A 17,796-nucleotide genomic window follows, 5' to 3' on the forward strand; every position below is an offset into this window, starting at 1 on the left:
TCTTTGTCGTTTGAGTCCCCGTGAGAACCGTTGGCGCTGTTAGGGTGGCGCCCGTGCACCTCAAGACGTTGACGATCAAGGGATTCAAGTCCTTCGCGTCGTCGACCACCCTCCGCCTGGAGCCAGGCATCACCGCCGTGGTCGGACCCAACGGGTCCGGCAAGTCCAATGTCGTCGACGCCCTGACCTGGGTCATGGGGGAGCAGGGCGCCAAGAACCTGCGCGGCGGCTCCATGGCCGACGTCATCTTCGCCGGCGCCGGCTCCCGCCCGGCCCTCGGGCGTGCCGAGGTCTCCTTGACCATCGACAACACCGACGGCGCCCTGCCGATCGACTACACCGAGGTCACCATCTCGCGCACCCTGTTCCGTGGCGGCGGGTCGGAGTACCGCATCAACGGCAGCCCGTGCCGCCTCCTCGACGTCCAGGAGCTCCTCAGCGACACGGGCCTCGGGCGCCAGATGCACGTCATCGTCGGGCAGGGGCAGCTCGACGCGGTCCTGAGCGCCACGCCTGAGGACCGCCGCGGCTTCATCGAAGAGGCCGCCGGCGTCCTCAAGCACCGCAAGCGCAAGGAACGCGCCCTTCGCAAGCTGGAGTCCATGGCCGCCGACCTCGCCCGCGTCGCTGACCTCACCCAGGAGCTGCGTCGCCAGCTCGGCCCCCTGGCCCGACAGGCCGCCATCGCCCGGCGCGCCCGGAGCATCCAGGTCGAGGTCCGTGACGCCACCGCCCGGCTCCTGGCCGACGACGTCGTCCAGGCCCAGTCCCTCCTGGAGGCCGGTGACGAGGACAAGGAGGCCCTGGCCCGGCGCCGTAGCGCCGTCGAGGAGGCCGAGCGTGTCGCCAGGGCCCGTCTGAGTGAGCTGGCCGCTATCGAGACCACCTCCGCCCAGCGCCTCGCCCGCGCCGGCGGTATCTGGGAGGAGCTCACGGCCGCGGCCCAGTCCCTCGGGGCGCTCGCGGACGTGGCCGGCGAGCGGATCCGGCTCCTGGCCTCCGCCCCGGCCCCGAGTCACGGCACCGATCCTGAGGAGCTCGAGCGGCGGGCCGAGGCCGCGGCCCGTGAGGAGGCCGAGCTTGCCGACACCCTCGAGGCCGCCCGCACCGCGCTCAGTGACGCCACCCGGGTGCGTACGGACGCGGAGACTGCCGAGAAGGCAGCCGACCAGGAGCTCTCAGCGGCTCAGCGTCGCGTCTCAGACAGACGTGAGACCATCGCCCGGGCCGGTGGGCGCGTCGCCTCGGCCCGTAGTCGCCACGAGGCCAGCCTGGCCGCCCTCGAGCAGGCGCGCAGCGCGCTGCGCGCCGCTGAGGCCCGCGAGGACAGTGCCCGGGCTGCCCTGGCCGAGGCCGGGGGAGAAGTGGAACCGGTAGAGGTGGCCAGGAGCGGCCCGCAGGACGACGCCGGTGCTCCACGGCCAGCCTCTGCAGAGGCGGGTGCGGCGGCCGACGCGGCGGTGCGGGCCGCCGCCGTGCATGACGAGGCCTCGCGGCACCTGGCCCAGGCCCGTGAGGCCGTCGCGGCCGCGACCGACGCCCGCCGGGAGGCGGCCTCCGACCGGGCCACCTGGACCGCCAGACGCGACACCCTGGCCATGTCCCTGCGGGGCCAGGACGGCACCGCCGCGCTGCTGCAAGCCGGTATCGATGGTCTCCTCGGACCGCTTGCCGAGCACCTCAGTGTCGAGCGCGGCTGGGAGAACGCCGTCGCCGCCCTTCTGGGAACGCTCGCCGAGGCCGGCCTGGCCGCCGATGTCGAGGCGGCTCTGGCCGGGCTGGAGCATGCCCGTAGCCAGGACATCGGGGCGGTACGACTGGTGCTGGCCGACGACCCATCACTGACTGCCGAAGCCGACACGGATGAAGAGGCAGGGGCGGCTCCCGTTGACGGGGCCCTGGCGGCTCGCGACCTCGTCGGTCCCGCGCAGCCGGGACATCTCGAGCGGGTCCTCGACCGGCTGCTCAAGGACTCCTGGTTGGTGGAGGACCTTGAGGCAGCCAGGACCCTGCGTAGCGAGCTGCCCGATGCCATCGTGGCCACACGTGGCGGAGACGTCCTGGCGCCCGGCTGGGTCGCCGGAGCCGGTCGAGGAGCCTCCTCAGTCCTTGAGCTCACTGCCGCCCACGACGAGGCCGACACTGAAGCCGCCGCCGCTGCGCAGGCCGAGACTGAGGCCGACGCGGCCCTGGAGGAGGCCCGTCGCCAGGAGGATGCTGCTCGCCAGGCGCTCAGCGAGGCACTGTCCGCCCTGCGCCAGGCTGACGCCGAGGCCGCCCGGGCCGCCGAGGTGATGGCTCGCCTGACCTCCGCCGCCCACGCCGCCGCCGAGGAGACCGGGCGTGCTCGCCGGGTGCTGGAGCGTGCCGAGGCCGAGTCGGTCCAGCGCACCGCCGAGCTCGCCGCCGCCACTGCCGCGCTGGCAGAGGTGGAGGACGGGGTGGGTGACACCAGTGACGGTGACGGCGCCGGAGGTGCCGGTGGGTCGGGAGCGGCGGGCGCCTCGGGGAAGGGGAGTCCCGACAGCCTTGAGCGCGCCCTGGAGGTGGCCCGCCGGGAGCGTGAGGCCGCTGCGGACACCGCGCGCCAGGCCCGCGCCGCGGAGACCGACGCCAGGCTCTCCCTGCGCACTGCCGAGGAGCGCGAGCGCTCCAGCCGCGGGCGGGCCGACTCGCTGCGAGCGGCGGCGCGCCGTGAAAGGGACCAGCGTGCCGCCGCCGAGCGGGCCCAGCAGCGGCGCAGCGCCCAGCTGGCCGTCGCCACCCATGTGCGGGACCAAGCGCGGGCGGCCGCTGAGGCAGCGCGCCTCAGTGTGCAGCAGGCGGCAGATGAGCGCGCCGCCATTGAGACTGAGCGTGCCCAGGCCCTGGCCGCCACCAACGAGGTTCGCGAGGAGATCGACCGGCTGACCAAGGAGCTGGGCAGCCTCACCGACGCCGCCCACCGCGAGGAGGTGGCTCGGGCCGAGCAGCGCATGCGTCTGGAAGCCCTGGCGGAGCGCGCCATGAACGAGCTCGGCCTGGAGCTGGAACCCCTTGTGGAGGAGTACGGACCGCACATGCTCGTTCCCGAGCTCATTGAGGACGCCGAGGCTGCCGCCGATTCTGGCTCCGACTCCGCCGCGGTTCAGGAGACTGCTCAGGTGTCGGCCGGCGGCTCGGGCCACCTGGGCCGTCCCTACGTGCGCTCCGAGCAGGAGAAGCGCCTGGCCAAGGCCTCGCGCGACCTCACCCGGCTCGGCAAGGTCAACCCGCTGGCCCTGGAGGAGCACGCGGCTCTGGAGCAGCGTCACCAGTTCCTGGCCGAGCAGCTGGCCGACCTCAAGCGCTCGCGGGACGACCTGCTCAGCATCGTCGAGGAGATCGACGCGCGAGTTCAGGAAGTCTTCGCCCAGGCCTACGAGGACACCGCCCGTCAGTTCGCCTCCGTCTTCGATCGGCTCTTCCCCGGCGGGGAGGGGCGACTGGTGCTCACGGATCCCGATGACATGCTCACCACCGGCATCGAGATCGAGGCGCGCCCCGCCGGCAAGAAGGTCAAGCGACTCTCCCTGCTCTCAGGAGGGGAACGTTCGCTGGCCGCCGTGGCACTCCTGGTGGCGATCTTCAAGGCACGGCCCTCGCCCTTCTATGTCATGGACGAGGTCGAGGCGGCCCTGGACGACACGAACCTGGGGCGGTTGCTGGAGATTTTCACCGAGCTGCGGCGCTCCAGCCAGCTCATCATCATCACCCATCAGAAACGGACCATGGAGGTGGCCGACGCCCTCTACGGCATCACGATGCGCGACGGGGTCACCAAGGCCGTCTCGCAGAGGCTGGCCCAGCCCGACCGCGGTACGGCTGTGACTCCTGATGTCTGAGTGAAACGTGATGGGAATGTGATAGACTGCTGGCAGCATGACGCTCGTTTTCAGATATGAGCCATTGTTGTGTCAGGAAGTTGTCAGGTTTTGTTGTTGATTGGACGACAAGTGCGTGCAAAGTCTGGTCAGATCGTAATTCGCAAGGCAGAATCCTAACTATGGGTGTCATGATTCTTCCCCTCGTTGTCGTGCTGGTTGCCGGCCTGCTTGTGCTCGGCATGGTTTGTGCTGAGCGCTTCCCGGTGCGCTCTTGGCCCTCACGCATTCGCAGCGTGGTCCGCAACTCCCAGGAGGTGCGCCTGGCGGAGCAGGACGTCGAGGTCGAGGTCGTGCCCCAGGAGGTCAGCCTGTCCGACCTCATGACGCGTGAGGGGCCGGCGGCCTACGCCGGCACCGAGGGCTTCGGAGGGCTGGTCGGCGTCGTCGGAAAGGCGATGGATGCTGCCGAGAGGACCCGTGGCTCCGCCGGCGCCCGGCGTCGCGCTCAGGCGCATGAGCCGGCAACCGGTGGTCTGTCGCAGTCTCAGAGTTGAGTAGCGGCGGCCTTCTCGTGAAATACTGCGGTCAACGTTTTTTCACGACTATGTGATGCCGCGATGACGCTACTTCTCGATGAAATCCTGGCCGTGGGAGATCGCCGCTCCGATACCCTCTCGCACTTTCTCTCACTGTCCTAGAGCCGCTTCGGTCTCAGAGCGACACGGCTCAATGGGCATTGCCGCTACGACGGCGGCCATTCCTGCAGCACGTCAACAGGCGTGCTGCAGTTTTCTTCATGCCACAGCTGCGTCGCACTCCATGGCCGTCGTGCCGTCCGCGGGCGAGAGGCGACCCGGGCAGGCCGACCCCGCCACAGGGAGCCCATGATCGGGCATGATGGGCCCATGGAACCGATCCTCATCGTTCTCGGCATCATCCTGGTCATCGTCATCGGAGGAGGGCTGTGGCTCTACGCCGGCCGACGGCGGGGCCAGGTCTCTGACGAGATCAGCGCCCACCAGCCGATGTCCGTGGAGGACCTTCTGCCCTCGGAGGGCGAGGACACCGATGAGGATGCGGAAGGGGCGGGCGCCGCCAAGCCGGCTGCGACGCTGGAGTCCCCCGAGTCCATCCCGGGCCGCATGCAGCGCCTGCGCGCCCGTCTGGCCGGTGCCGGCGGCTTCGGCAAGGCGGTCCTGTCCGTCCTGTCCCGAGGAGACCTCACCGAGGAGGACTGGGAGGAGATCGAGGACACCCTGCTCACCTCCGACCTCGGTATCGAGGTGACCACCTCCCTCATGGACGAGCTGCGCACCCAGGCCAAGGTTCTGGGAACTTCCGACCCCGAGGCGGTCCGCACTGTCCTGCACGCCGAGCTGCTCAAGCTCGTCGACCCCTCCCTGGACCGCTCCCTCAACCTGGAGCGCCCCACTCCGACCGAAGGGGCTCAGGGCAAGCCCGCGGCGGCCATCCTCATGGTGGGGGTCAACGGCACTGGCAAGACCACCACCTGCGGCAAGCTCGCCCGCGTCCTGGTGGCTCAGGACAAGACCGTCGTCCTGGGAGCGGCCGACACCTTCCGCGCCGCGGCGGCCGAGCAGCTGAGCACCTGGGGCGAGCGCGTGGGCGTTGACGTCGTGCGCTCCGAGAAGGAGGGCGCCGACCCCGCCTCAGTCGCCTACGACGCAGCCCGTGAGGCCGCCGCCCAGGAGGCGGACGTCGTCGTCGTCGACACCGCCGGGCGCCTGCAGAACAAGGCCGGCCTCATGGATGAGCTGGGCAAGATCAAGCGCGTCATGGAGAAGATCGCCCCGGTCGGCGAGATCCTCCTGGTGCTGGACGCCACCACCGGCCAGAACGGCATGCGTCAGGCTCAGGTCTTCTCCGAGGCCGTGGGCGTCACCGGCATCGTGCTCACCAAGCTCGACGGCACCGCCAAGGGCGGCATCGTCGTCACTGTCCAGAAGGAGCTGGGCGTGCCCGTCAAGCTCGTGGGCCTGGGGGAGGGCGCCGACGACCTGGCCCCCTTCGACCCGGAGGGCTTCGTCGACGCGCTGCTGGGCTGAGCCTAAGAACCGACGCCCCAGCGTTACTCGATGATCCACCCCTTCTGGGCGGCGATGTGCACCGCCGCGGCCCGGGTGGGGGCTCCGGTCTTGGCCATGGCCTGGGACAGGTGGTTTCGGGTGGTTCCCTCCGAGAGATGGACTCGCCGGGCGACCTCGGAGACGGTGGCGCCGTCGGCCGCCGCCTGAAGAACCTCGGTCTCCCTGGCGGTCAAGGGGGAGTCCCCGAAGATGAGCGAGTCGGCGGCCAGCGCCGGGTCGACGACTCGCAGCCCGGCATGGACCCGGCGCACCGACTCGGCGAGCTCGGTGGCCGGGGCGTCCTTGACGACGAAGCCGTGGGCCCCGGACTGAATGGCGCGCCGCAGGAATCCGGGACGCCCGAAGGTCGTCACGATGAGGACCCTCGTGGCCGGCAACCGCTCCAGGAGACTCGCGGTCGCGCTCAGCCCGTCGGTGCCGGGCATGTCGACGTCCATGAGGACGACGTCGGGCCGGTGCTCGAGCGCGACGGGCAGAACATCGTTCCCGTTCCCGACCTGGGCGACGACCTCGATATCGGTCTCCAGGGCGAGCAGTGCGGCCAGTGCCCCGCGCACCATGGCCTGGTCATCGGCCAGCATCACTCGGATCATCGCTCAGCTCCGTCTACTCAAGGTTCCTCAGGGCCGACGGCATGAGTGCTCGCCGGAGTTCGGGGTGCCCGACCGGCTCACCGGCTCGCGTCGGGCGCCATAGGTGAGGATAGGTGGCGGGCGCGCACCCTCAGGACGGTGCCGCTGCCATGCGAGGGCGTCTCGATGGTGAGGTCGGCGCCGTTGTCCTGACAGCGCTGGCGCAGTCCCTCCAAGCCGTGACCGTCTCCGGTGCCGGCCGAGTTCAGCCCGATACCGTCGTCGGCCACCTCAATGGAGTCGGCGCTCAGCGCCACCCTGCAGTGCGAGGCGTGGGCGTGGCGCACGATGTTGGTGACGCCCTCGCGCACTACCCAGGCGAAGAGCTCGCGCAGCTCGGGATCGACGATCTCGACGGTCAGCGGGAGGTCGGCGCGGACACCGGCAGAGGTCAGGACGTTCGTGGCTCGGGCCAGCTCGCCGGCCAGGCTCAGCTCACGGTAGCTGTTGACGGTGGCGCGCACGTCGGCCAGGGCGGAGCGCGCTAGGGACTGAACCTCGGTCAGCTCCGCCTTGGCCTGATCGGGGGCGGCATCGACGAGTCTGGTGGCGAGCTCGGTCTTCAAGGCGATGACCGTCAGCGAGTGCCCCAGGATGTCATGCATGTCCCGGGCCATGCGGTTGCGCTCCTCGTTGATCTCCAACTCATGAGTGCGCCGCTCCAGAATGCGGGCCACCCGCCGCTGCTCCATGATGTAGCGCCCGAAGACGCAGGCGCCGCCCGCACCGAGCAGAGCGATCCAGGCGCCTTCACTTGCGGACCAGGAGGGACTCATCCTGGGAACGAGGAAGAGTGCACCGGCGAGAATCGCGATGGGGCCGATGGACGCCTGCCAGGGCAGGGAGAAGGCCAGGACAACGGCCAGGAAGACCACCAGCTGCAGGCTCTGAGGGCCCACGCCGAGGGCGGCCCCGATCGCTGTGAGTGCGCCGACCACGATGAGCAACAGACTCAGGCGGCCGGGCCAGGTCAGCCCTTGCCGCACCCGTCTCACGCTGAGCGAGCAGGCGGCGTACAGGCACGCGCAGGAGACGATGGCGCTGACAGCGCCCCACACCCCGCCGCTGGTTCCTCGGGTCAGCCCCTCCCGGACGATCGGAACCATGGAGGCGGCCCACGCGATCCCCCAGCCGACTGCCACAACGCGGGTGCGGCGAGCCCGCGCCTCGTCGGGGGACAGGGCGCGGGCTTTCATGGCCCTGATGGTACTCACGGTCTCACACCCGGGCGGTGTCGCGGCCCATCCTCCAGGCGGCCCCGCCCAGGAAGACGGCGAGCCAGGTCAGCACGTTGACCACCCACCACCAGGAGAAGCTCTCGGCGCCCATGGGCCACAGCGCCAGGTTGTGCAGCCCGTACATGGGCGTGAAGCTGCCGATGCGATCCATGGTGGAGCCCGGTGTCAACGGGATGAACATGCCGCCGAGGAAGGCGAGCAGGGCCATGAGCGGGCCGACCACCTGCATGGCGTTGTCCGAGGGCAGGAGGTAGCCGACGAACAGTCCGAAGGCGACGAAGACCAGGGAGCCCAGCCAGATGATGAGAGCCGAGGAGATCCAGACCCTCGCAGGCATCTGCGCGTGACGCAGGGGGCCGCAGGCGTAGACGGCGCCGATGGCCAAGGCGCTGATGAGCATCCCCACGATTGCCTTGGCGGTGATGTAGGCGATGGGCTTGAGCGGGGTCAGACGCAGCTGGCGGCTCCATCCTGAGGCCCGCTCGGTGCTCACGGCCGCTCCTGCCCCGGTGGTGGTCATGAGCGCGCCGTACAGGGCCATGCCGATCATCATGTTCGCCACGACGTTGCCGTTGCCGTAGGGCATGGCGGAGTAGTCGGTGGTGGTGAACATGAGGAAGAAGGCCACCGGAAGAACGATCGAGAAGATGACGGACCGACGGTTGCGCAGGCGCCGGCGCACCTCGAGCGACAGAAGAGGAAGGCTCAACCCTCCCAGCGGTGGCGCGGTCCGGGAGGACAGATCGAGGCGCGTGACTACTGATGATGCGTAGGAGGACGAGGAGGACTGAGAAGAGGACATTGCGGTTCCGATGGAGGACGTGGGTGGGAGGGTGACGGTGTTGCCGGGGCGGGAGGAACGGCTCATGCTGACGCTCCGGCACTGGGGGTGGAGGCACTGTCGCTGGTCAGGGCCATGAAGGCGTCCTCCAGGCCTCGGCTGGTGATCTCCAGGTCCTTGGCCAGGTGATCGCCGAGGAGGAGTGCGGCAACGGCGTCGGTGTCGGTCGAGCTCAGGGTGAGCGTGTTGCCCAGGATCTCGATGTCGTGGATCCGTCCTCGGGTCTGCAGATCGGTCAGGGCGCTGTGCAGCTGCTCGGGTGTGCAGGTCAGGGTGGCTCGCAGGGAGCGGCCGCTCACGGAGGCGCGGATCTCAGCGGCGGTGCCGTCGGCGATGATGCGCCCATGACGCATCAGGACGATCCGGTCGGCGAAGGCGTCGGCCTCTTCAAGGTAGTGCGTGGCGAAGACGATGGTGCGCCCGCGCTCGGCGTCGGCGTGGATGGCCTCCCAGAAGCTGCGGCGCCCCTCGACGTCCATGCCTGTGGTCGGCTCATCGAGGATGAGCAGTGCCGGGTCGCTCACGAGCGCCATGGCGAAGCGCAGGCGCTGCTGCTGGCCCCCGGAGCACTTCTTGACGATGCGTGAGGCGAAGTCGGTGACGCCGGCGCGGTGCATGGCCTCCTCGGCGTCGATTCTGTGGGAGAAGAGACTCGCCGTCAGCTGCACCGTCTCACGCACGGTGATGTCGGGCAGGAGACCGGCGGTCTGCATGACTGCGGCGACCAGGCCCCGGTCGACCGCTTGGCGCGGGCTCATCCCGAAGACTCTCGCATCGCCGCTGGTGGGGCGGCTCAGTCCCAGGATCATGTCGATCGTCGTCGTCTTGCCTGCGCCGTTGGGGCCCAGGAGGGCGACGACCTCGCCGGGGCGGATGGTCAGGTCGATACCGTCGACGGCGGTGACCTCACCGAAGGACTTGTGCAGATCGGTCAGTCGGACGGCGTCCACATGGTCCGTCCGGGGGTCTTCCGTGACGGTGGCCTCCCGGCCGGTCCGAGGCGTTGCTGTGCTCATGGCTCAAGACTCGCCCCGCGTCGGCTGCGTTCCATGGCCCATCGGTCATCACCTGCTCATGACATATCTCAGGGGTCGCCGGGTCGTGAAATACCTCGGGATGCCGGGAGAAAACCCTCGTTAGGGCTGGGGGACAGCGTCAGGCAGAGCCGAAGCCCGGAGGCATGACGCATACGAGGTCGCCGGCCGGGGAGTGTGGGGTCAGTCCCGGTCCGGGCGCGGGGGAGAGGACGGGCCCCTCTTGCCGCTATCCTGGGTCACAGTCGAGGTGAGCGCCATGGCCCATAGGCCTGGACGCTCCACCCTCACCCGCCCTGAAGTCTCCCGACCAACGCGCCCGACGGCGCCAGGAAGGACCATCGCGTGTTCGGCAACCTCTCCGATCGCATCACCGCCTCCTTCAACCAGCTGCGCGGCAAGGGTCGTCTCACCGAGGCCGATGTCAACGCCACAGTCACCGAGATCCGCCGCGCCCTCCTGGAGGCCGACGTCGCCCTGCCCGTGGTGCGCGCCTTCACCGCAGCGGTGCGCGAGAAGGCGGTCGACGCCGCCCGCTCTCAGGCCCTCAACCCGGGCCAGCAGGTCGTCAAGATCGTCAACGAGGAGCTCATTGAGGTCCTGGGTGGCCAGACCCGGGAGATCCACTGGGCTGACCGCGGCCCCACAATCATCATGCTCGCCGGTCTCCAAGGTGCCGGTAAGACCACCCTGGCCGGAAAGCTCGGACGCTGGCTGCGCGACCAGGGCAAGCGCGTCCTGCTGGTGGCCTCCGACCTCCAGCGCCCCAACGCCGTGACCCAGCTGAGCGTCGTCGCCGAGCGCGCCGGGGTGCACGTGTGGGCGCCCGAGCCCGGCAACGGCGTGGGCGACCCGGTGGCAGTGGCCCGCTCCGGCGTCGAGCACGCGCGTACCAACGGCTACGACGTCGTCGTCGTGGACACCGCCGGACGCCTGGGCGTGGACGCCGAGATGATGGACCAGGCGATCCGCATCCGCGATGCCGTCTCCCCCCACGAGATCCTCTTCGTCCTGGACGCCATGGTCGGTCAGGACGCTGTCAACACCTCGGTCGCCTTCCGCGACGGCGTCGGCTTCACCGGCGTGGTCCTCTCCAAGCTCGACGGCGACGCCCGCGGCGGCGCGGCCCTGTCCGTGCGCGGCGTCACCGGTGCCCCGGTCCTGTTCTCCTCCACCGGTGAGGGCCTGACCGACTTCGAGCGCTTCCACGCCGACCGCATGGCCTCGCGCATCCTGGACATGGGTGACCTGCTCACCCTCATCGAGCAGGCCGAGCGGACCCTGGACCGCCAGGAGGCCGAGGACGCCGCCGCCAAGCTCGCCAAGGGCACCTTCACCCTCGACGACTTCCTGGGCCAGCTGCGCCAGATCCGCAAGATGGGCTCCATGAAGAAGCTTCTGGGCATGATGCCCGGGATGGGGCAGATGCGTGAGGCCCTGGACAACTTCGACGAGCGCGAGGTCGACCGCATTGAGGCGATCGTGTGCTCCATGACGCCCGCCGAGCGCAAGGACCTGTCCATCCTCAACGGCTCTCGCCGCAGCCGTATCGCCAAGGGCTCGGGGACCACGGTCCAGGCCGTCAACGAGCTCGTGGACCGCTTCGAGCAGGCCAAGAAGATGATGGAGGCCATGGCCTCCGGCGGTATGGGCGGACTCGGTGAGGGCGGCCCTATGCCCGGCATGGGGTCGCTGCCCGGCATGGGCAAGCACTCCAAGGCCCGTCAGGCCCCCAAGGCCAAGCGCGGCAAGGGCGGCAAGAAGGGGCGCAGCGGCAACCCCGCCAAGGCCGCCCGTCAGGCCAAGGAGGCGGCGGCCGCCAAGCAGGCAAAGATCGAGGGCGGACAGGGGGCTGCGCCCGCAGCCGGCTCCTCCTTCGGGCTCGGAGGTGGCCAGGGCGATGCCTCCGGCTACGGGATCATGCCTCAGGCCCAGCCGCAGGCCCAGACCGGCGCACAGCCCTCGGGCGACGACGTCGCCGACGCCATGAGCGCCCTGCCCGATGACCTGCGTCGCCACCTCGGGCTGTAGGCTCAACGGCCCGCGGCGCCTGGGAGCCGAGCTGCGGGCTCGGACGTCATCGGGTCGGCCGGAGGTGGTCAGTCATCAGGAGACAGGGCAGTCGCACCCTCGATGACGGTGCCCTGGTGGAATACCGCCTGCCAGATCGAGTCCCGGCGACGGTAGAGCGTGGATCTGCGTGTGACGCGACTCGGCGTACGTAAGGTGTAGAGGACCTGGACGACGTCGTCGGCAAGGATGCGGGACTCAGCCTCCTCGATTCTGTATCCATCGGCGAGGGAGTCCGCATGCGTTCCCTCCAAGCGTCCCAGGACGATCTCCTTGACCTCGCTGCGGCTGTAACGTCGTCCCGAGGCGCCGACCTCGTCGAAGTCCTCCGCGATCTGCTCATCGAAGGAGCCGGCGTCCCAGATCAGCTCCGGGTGGTGGAAGATCGGTTCTCGTCGGATCAGTTCATGCCGCTGTGATGAGCTCTCCATCCCTTACCTCTCGTCGTGACGTCGACGGCTTGGACGTGACTGGGCTAAAGCCAGCCGTTGGTCTCGGCGGTGCGGGCCGCCTCGGTGCGGTTGCGGGCGTGGGTCTTGGCGATCGCCGAGGACAGGTAGTTGCGCACCGTGCCCTCACCCAGGCTCAGCCGGGTGGCGATCTCTCGGGCCTCCGCACCCGTGGCCGCCGCCAGCAGAACCTCCTTCTCCCGCTCGGTCAGCGGGTTCGGCCCGAGCAGCACCGACTCCTGGGCGAGCTCGGGGTCGATGACCCGCAGGCCCGCGTGAACCTTGCGGATCGCCTCAGCCAGCGCCTCGGGAGGGGTGTCCTTGACGATGAAGCCCGCAGCCCCTGCCTCCATGCCCCGTGAGAGATAGCCCGGGCGACCGAAGGTCGTCACGATGAGGCACCGGCACGGCAGATCCGAGTCGACGACCTCGGCGGTGGCCGCCAGCCCGTCGCGCCCCGGCATGTCGATATCCACCAGGGCCACATCCACGGTGTGCTCGCGCACTGCGTCCAGGACCTCGTCGCCCCGCCCCACCTGGGCCACGACCTCCAGATCGCTCTCGAGCCCCAGGAGCGTCGCCAAAGCACCGCGCACGAGTGCCTGGTCATCGGCGATGAGCACGCGGATCGGGCTCACGGCAGCCTCACCTCCAGTCTGGTTCCGCCGGTCGTCACGCCAGCGGTGTCTGTCGTGCCGGCGCCGGATGAGTCAGGGCGAGGGGTGAGTGGACTGATGATGGTGAGGGAACCGTCCTCCTGCTCGCAACGGGCACGCAGGCCCGCCAAGCCGTTGCCGGGCTGGTCACCGGCCAGGCCGACACCGTCATCGCTCACCCGCAGCAGCCCCGGCTCCAGATGCACTGCCACAGTGGCGGCCTGCGAGTGCCGGACGACGTTCGTGGTGGCCTCACGCAAGGCCCAGGCCATGAGGGCACGCTGACGCTCAGGAATGTCCTGGGCACTACCGGTCACCTCCACACGGATCCGGGCGGCGCTCAAGGCGGTACGCGTGGCCTCCACCTGGCTGGCCAGGTCCGGGGACCGCAGGCGTGTCACCGTGGAGCGCACGTCGGCAAGGGCTCCACGGGCCAGCGTGATGACTTCGTCGAGCTCCCGGGATGCGGCGGCCGGGTCACGCTCGATGAGCCGGCGGGCGACCTCGGCCTTGAGAGTGAGCACTGTCAAGGAGTGCCCCAAGATGTCGTGGACGTCGCGCCCGAGCGCCTCTCGCTGGGAGACAAGGGCGAGCTCGCGCTCGGCGGCTGTTCTGCGCTCCTGGAGCTCCACCGCGATGCGGGCGATGATGATGGGAACCTCGGTGAGCGATATGCCCAGTACCTGCCAGTGCGACTCTGGATGCGTGTTCCATAACAGCGAGGCGGCAACCAGAAGCCCCGTCGCCATGACGACGGTGGGGATGCCCTGGCGCAATGTCGTGGAGAACAGGATCAACGAGCAGAAGAAGGGGAAGAAGCAGATCGTCCACCATCCCAGTGCCGGCAGCGTCAGTACGGTGAAGAAGGCCTGGACCGCGAGCTCTCTGAGGAGAATGCGAGTCCGGAGGTCAGGAGGAGGGACTCCGACCCTCGATGCGCGGTTGTCCGGCGTCGAAAACGCCCAGACGTAGCCGGCGATGAACCCCAGCACGCCGGTCAGCCCCAGCAGACGCTCCCACCAGGCGAAGGAGCCGAGGAGAAGCTGGATGATGGGAAGGGCTAGGAACAGCACCCATACTGTGGCGTCCCAGACGATATGACGGCGATAGCGGTGCCAGGGGCGTGAACGGGACCGCCTTGACCCAGGCGATGATGCCGTCAGGTCGGCTGAGTCACGCAGAGGCTGCGGCATGGTCATCTCCAGTCTCACCGGCGCCTGGTCGCCCGACGTCGAGCCCCGATCACCAGCAGTCCGAAGATGAGTGTCCACACCACCAGGTTAGCCAACGGCATCCACAACGGGTCCTGAACACCCGCTTGCCGATCCGGCACGTAGGCCCACCCCTCACCCAGCGGCCACCGGGCCAGCGCCGTTGCCCCGTACATCGGGGTGAAGCGACTGATCGTCAGCAGCGTGTGGCTCAGGGGCATGAAGGTGTTGCCGATGAAGGCGAACAAGGAGACCAAGGAGGTCGCGATACCGATCGATGCCGAGGACGGCAGCCACATCCCGGCGGCCAGACCCCACAGGACGAAGGGCAGAACCCCGATCAGGCAGATGAAGGGACTGACGCCCCAGACCCAGCCCTCCATGCTCGAGTCCGTCAGTGCCCCGGCGGTGAGGACCACGGTGACCGGAAGAGCCGCCGTTCCCACCGCGGTTCCGGTCTTGACCACCAGGTAGCCGCGCAGGCCCCGGGAGGTGACCGCCATCTGCCGGCCCCAGCCCGCCGACTGCTCGACAGCGGCCGCCGCCGAGGCACTCGTGGCACCCAGACAGGCGCTGAAGGAGGCCATCGCGAGCATCACCGAGGCCGAGACATTGCCGTGAGCGTGCGGGCCGTAGTTCCCGGCCGACGCGTTCAACCGGCCGAAGACGAGGTACATCGCCAGAGGGAAGGTGACGACGAAGAAGAGGTTGGCCGGCTCGCGCAGGCTCCGTAACAGGTCGAGCCGGAGGTAGGTCAGGACAGGGCGCGCGGGCCTGAGCCTTCCCGGGCGAGGTGATCGGCCTACGAGCTTGCCCGCGTCGGGATCGACAGGGGACTCGGATGCTGAGGAATCAGAGGGTGTCTGGGATGTCGCGGTCATGATGCGGCCTCATTGCTGGTGGTGATGGCTGTTGGGGTGAAGGGTGTGGGCTCAGGCCTCTACGGGGCTGCCTCATCAGAGCCGTCGGAGGTCAGAGCGGTGAAGACCTCGTTGAGGCTCGCGGCACCGATACCCAGGTGCTCGGCGGGGGTGGCGCTCAGCAGCCAGCGGGCAACGGCATCGGAGTCCGTCGTGCGCAGCTCCACGTGCTCACCGTGGATGACCGCGTGCTTGATGCTGCCGGCCGCGGGGCAGTCGGCCAGGCGCTGAACCAGTAACTCCTCGGAGAGTCCGGGCCAGGTGGCGGTCACCAGGGCGCCATCGCCCAGGGCCCGGATCTCATCGACGCTGCCGTCGGCGACCAGGCGGCCGCGGGCAATGATGACGATGCGGTCGGCGAAGGAGGCCGCCTCCTCCAGGTAGTGGGTGGCGAACAGGATGGTGCGACCTCGCCGGGTCTGGGTGCGCATCGTCTCCCAGAAGGCGATCCGGGCGCTGACGTCCATGCCAGCGGTGGGCTCATCCATCACGAGGATGTCGGGGTCTGCCAGCAGAGCAAGGGCCAGGCGCAGGCGCTGACGCTCGCCTCCCGAGCAGCGGCTCACTCTGCGGGTGAGGAGCTGGCCAAGATTCGCCTGGTCGACGACGTCGTCGAGCCTGGAAGCGTGCGAGATGCTGTCGCAGTGCTGGGGTCCCATCGAGGCCACGACCCGTAGGGTCTCCCCGACGGTGAAGTCGTCCAGGAGACCGCCGTCCTGGAAGATGACACCAACACGACCTGCCTGGACCGCCCGGTCGGGGGAGGTTCCTAGAAGCTCGATCGTCCCGGCGTCGGGCTGGGTCAGCCCCAGGACCATGTCGAGGGTGGTGGACTTGCCCGCGCCATTGGGTCCCAGGAAGGCGACCACCTCTCCGGACCGGATGGTCAGGTCAAGGCCGTTGACGGCGACGAGGCTGCCGAAGACCTTGCGCAGGCCATGGGCGTCGATCGCGGGGGCTGGAGCCGTGCGCCCGACCTGAGGACAGGAACCCGGGAAGTAAGCGGTGGCGTCTGTGGTGGTTCGGATCATGGCCCCAGGCTCTCGCCGGTCCCCGGCTCCCGGTACTGAGCGCTGTCACCGCTGGCGCATGACACCTGTCATGCAGCAGCGGGCTGTGCGGAAGGCCGTCGTGTGCTCAGGACTGCGGTGCGTAGCCGACCAACGTGGAACCGTCGATCGCGACAATGAAATCCTGGCGCCAGACGGGGATGACTGCGCCACGGGATGTGATGGGCAGAGGAGCCAACGGCGTCTTCGATGCCGTGTCGATCATGAACACCGCACCGATCTCACTGCTGGCGGAGCGACCGCGTATGGTGAGCGTGCGCTTGTCGGTACTCAGTTTCCAGGAGCTCTGGAACTGCGCACGGGCCGGGGTGTTCCACGTGGCTACGTCGTCGGACAGCGTCAATGGGTTTCCATTGAGACTGTAGTGCGTGGCATCGGTGCAGGTGAGGTCGATATCGGCCCAGCTCGTGTCGCCCGACTCGTAAGCGGCCTTGAACTGTGACAGTGTGGGTTGTTGGCCATCCTTGATGAGGAGGGACGCTGCGGAGCCCTTAAGGGCGAAGGACTCCGCGGGTGCCCCATTCTTGGAGAAGGTGGATGCTGTCGAGCTGTCTGGATCGATAGTGACCCAGCCGTCGCTGGCGGAAAGCAGTTGAATGGGGTGCCCTTGACTGTTCTTTTCCGGTGAGAGGGTCACAAGGGAGCCGTCACTCGTCGAAAGAACTCCGATGCTGGAAGAGTCTTTGGGAGAGCTTTCAACGGACACCGCGATCGACTCTGATGATGGTGTTCCATCGGCATGGTGCCAGAGTGGGTGGACTGATGTGAAGTCGTAGGTCTGCTGCCAGCGCTGAGTCGGCTCTCCATTATTCCAGTCCCAACCCGTGCAGGTGCTGTTCGCGTCCGAGTACGAGGAGCTGCATGAGACGGCTGTGTTGTCATTGGCGACGAAGCTTAAAGACTGGAAACCCGATGGGAGTTCAGTCGTCTTTCCTGTTGTTGGGTCAAGAACCTGGCCGTTCAGTAGCAGGTTCCCTCCCCACCAGTGTCGGTAGCCGGTGGTGAACGTATATCCTAGCGACGTCGACCAGATCTTCTTGGGCTTATTGCCTTCAATGTGGAATCCTGTCAGATCTGTTTTGTCGTCGTTCTTGTGGTGAATGACAACGATATAGTGTCCGCACGCGTAGGTGTCCCACGTAAAATCGTTCTCCCACGCCGGGAGACCGGTGTCAAGACTCCAAATCTTCTTCCATGAAGGGTCTTCCGTTTGATGTCCTTCCATCTCGCAGGAGGCAGGTGGAGGTGGTGGTGGAGGGGAGGCGCTCGGCGCAACGTGTGACGTGGAGTCCACGGCCACCCGTCCCGAAATGACGAGTGCCATCACGCAGACGGTTCCAAGAAGGACCGCGGGCCACAGCCCTACTGCGTGGCGGGGCTTGATGGCCCGCACGTTCCCGGTCAGGGGCCGTGGGGTGTGTCGGGGCTGGTTCAGCCCGGTCGTGTCGCTCTCGTGGTGTGCTTTTGAGGGCGGTCCGTCCGTCGAGGGGGTGCTGGGAGGGCGGATCGACGTCGGAGCGCTCTGTCCGGAACGGGGTGGTCGGATCGACGAGCTCTTGCCGGGTGGCTGGATGCTGCGACTGCTGAAGGAGGGAGGCCTCATGAACGAAGCATGCCCCGATTCCGCACGTAGTGCCGGGTTTTGACCCGTTCGGCCCGGATGGGCTTGAGTGTGTTGGCATTGCCGCCCGGCTGAACCCTGAATTCCGTTCAGCGCTGTTG

At 68.5% G+C, this 17,796-nt stretch carries 14 protein-coding genes; 4 read left to right on the forward strand and 10 right to left on the reverse strand.

Features of this window, described 5'->3' with window-relative positions; all coding sequences use genetic code 11:
* Positions 1–53: 53 nt before the first annotated feature.
* The 3 genes from AXE84_RS09160 to ftsY all read left to right on the forward strand — a co-directional run bounded on the left by AXE84_RS09160 (position 54) and on the right by ftsY (position 5,911).
* Complete coding sequence (locus AXE84_RS09160) at positions 54–3,863, forward strand: AAA family ATPase (protein WP_060957658.1); 3,810 nt, start codon at positions 54–56, stop codon at positions 3,861–3,863.
* A gap of 161 nt (positions 3,864–4,024) precedes the next feature.
* On the forward strand, positions 4,025–4,399 hold the full coding sequence (locus AXE84_RS09165) for a hypothetical protein (RefSeq protein ID WP_010613567.1): 375 nt from the start codon (positions 4,025–4,027) through the stop codon (positions 4,397–4,399).
* 351 nt (positions 4,400–4,750) lie between these two features.
* Positions 4,751–5,911: a signal recognition particle-docking protein FtsY gene (gene ftsY / locus AXE84_RS09170; RefSeq protein WP_060957659.1), complete on the forward strand. Its 1,161-nt coding sequence runs from the start codon at positions 4,751–4,753 to the stop codon at positions 5,909–5,911.
* A gap of 23 nt (positions 5,912–5,934) precedes the next feature.
* Here ftsY and AXE84_RS09175 read toward each other — a convergent pair whose 3' ends face one another.
* From AXE84_RS09175 to AXE84_RS09190, 4 genes are all read right to left on the reverse strand, one after another.
* Positions 5,935–6,546: a response regulator transcription factor gene (locus AXE84_RS09175; RefSeq protein ID WP_009407399.1), complete on the reverse strand. Its 612-nt coding sequence runs from the start codon at positions 6,544–6,546 to the stop codon at positions 5,935–5,937.
* A gap of 77 nt (positions 6,547–6,623) precedes the next feature.
* Positions 6,624–7,781 (reverse strand): sensor histidine kinase, encoded by a 1,158-nt coding sequence (locus AXE84_RS09180; RefSeq protein ID WP_060958226.1) that lies wholly within the window; start codon positions 7,779–7,781, stop codon positions 6,624–6,626.
* Positions 7,782–7,803: 22 nt separating this feature from the next.
* Positions 7,804–8,532 carry an ABC transporter permease gene (locus AXE84_RS09185; protein ID WP_208854595.1) on the reverse strand — a complete coding sequence of 243 codons (729 nt, stop codon included), beginning with the start codon at positions 8,530–8,532 and terminating at the stop codon, positions 7,804–7,806.
* Positions 8,533–8,687: 155 nt separating this feature from the next.
* Complete coding sequence (locus AXE84_RS09190; protein ID WP_060957660.1) at positions 8,688–9,680, reverse strand: ABC transporter ATP-binding protein; 993 nt, start codon at positions 9,678–9,680, stop codon at positions 8,688–8,690.
* A gap of 363 nt (positions 9,681–10,043) precedes the next feature.
* Here AXE84_RS09190 and ffh point away from each other — a divergent pair, with 363 nt between their 5' ends.
* Entirely contained in the window at positions 10,044–11,729 is a 1,686-nt protein-coding gene (gene ffh / locus AXE84_RS09195; RefSeq protein WP_060957661.1) for a signal recognition particle protein, read from the forward strand.
* A gap of 68 nt (positions 11,730–11,797) precedes the next feature.
* On the opposite strand, the gene AXE84_RS09200 is transcribed toward ffh, so the two are convergent.
* The 6 genes from AXE84_RS09200 to AXE84_RS13320 form a co-directional block, all read right to left on the reverse strand.
* Positions 11,798–12,199 carry a DUF4440 domain-containing protein gene (locus tag AXE84_RS09200; protein ID WP_003781523.1) on the reverse strand — a complete coding sequence of 134 codons (402 nt, stop codon included), beginning with the start codon at positions 12,197–12,199 and terminating at the stop codon, positions 11,798–11,800.
* A 44-nt stretch (positions 12,200–12,243) separates the two neighbouring features.
* A complete protein-coding gene (locus AXE84_RS09205; RefSeq protein WP_060957662.1) occupies positions 12,244–12,855 on the reverse strand; it encodes a response regulator transcription factor in 612 nt (203 codons plus the stop codon).
* Positions 12,852–13,946, reverse strand: coding sequence for a sensor histidine kinase (locus AXE84_RS09210; protein WP_010613577.1), 1,095 nt, complete (start codon positions 13,944–13,946; stop codon positions 12,852–12,854). Before AXE84_RS09210 ends, AXE84_RS09205 begins: the two co-directional genes overlap by 4 nt.
* A 134-nt stretch (positions 13,947–14,080) precedes the next feature.
* Positions 14,081–14,965, reverse strand: coding sequence for a hypothetical protein (locus tag AXE84_RS09215; protein WP_060957663.1), 885 nt, complete (start codon positions 14,963–14,965; stop codon positions 14,081–14,083).
* A gap of 59 nt (positions 14,966–15,024) precedes the next feature.
* A complete protein-coding gene (locus AXE84_RS09220; protein ID WP_060957664.1) occupies positions 15,025–16,035 on the reverse strand; it encodes an ABC transporter ATP-binding protein in 1,011 nt (336 codons plus the stop codon).
* 106 nt (positions 16,036–16,141) lie between these two features.
* Positions 16,142–17,398: a hypothetical protein gene (locus tag AXE84_RS13320; protein WP_236750041.1), complete on the reverse strand. Its 1,257-nt coding sequence runs from the start codon at positions 17,396–17,398 to the stop codon at positions 16,142–16,144.
* Between the last annotated feature and the right edge of the window lie 398 nt (positions 17,399–17,796).

This window comes from Actinomyces oris (assembly GCF_001553935.1).
GTDB lineage: Bacteria > Actinomycetota > Actinomycetes > Actinomycetales > Actinomycetaceae > Actinomyces > Actinomyces oris_A.

Bases quoted from the DNA above. Each gene is read 5' to 3' on its own strand.
- AXE84_RS09165 (WP_010613567.1), top strand. From the start codon at position 4,025: ATGGGTGTCATGATTCTTCCCCTCGTTGTCGTGCTGGTTGCCGGCCTG.
- ftsY (WP_060957659.1), top strand. From the start codon at position 4,751: ATGGAACCGATCCTCATCGTTCTCGGCATCATCCTGGTCATCGTCATC.
- AXE84_RS09175 (WP_009407399.1), bottom strand. From the start codon at position 6,546: ATGATCCGAGTGATGCTGGCCGATGACCAGGCCATGGTGCGCGGGGCA.
- AXE84_RS09180 (WP_060958226.1), bottom strand. From the start codon at position 7,781: ATGAAAGCCCGCGCCCTGTCCCCCGACGAGGCGCGGGCTCGCCGCACC.
- AXE84_RS09190 (WP_060957660.1), bottom strand. From the start codon at position 9,680: ATGAGCACAGCAACGCCTCGGACCGGCCGGGAGGCCACCGTCACGGAA.
- AXE84_RS09200 (WP_003781523.1), bottom strand. From the start codon at position 12,199: ATGGAGAGCTCATCACAGCGGCATGAACTGATCCGACGAGAACCGATC.
- AXE84_RS09215 (WP_060957663.1), bottom strand. From the start codon at position 14,965: ATGACCGCGACATCCCAGACACCCTCTGATTCCTCAGCATCCGAGTCC.
- AXE84_RS09220 (WP_060957664.1), bottom strand. From the start codon at position 16,035: ATGATCCGAACCACCACAGACGCCACCGCTTACTTCCCGGGTTCCTGT.
- AXE84_RS13320 (WP_236750041.1), bottom strand. From the start codon at position 17,398: ATGGCACTCGTCATTTCGGGACGGGTGGCCGTGGACTCCACGTCACAC.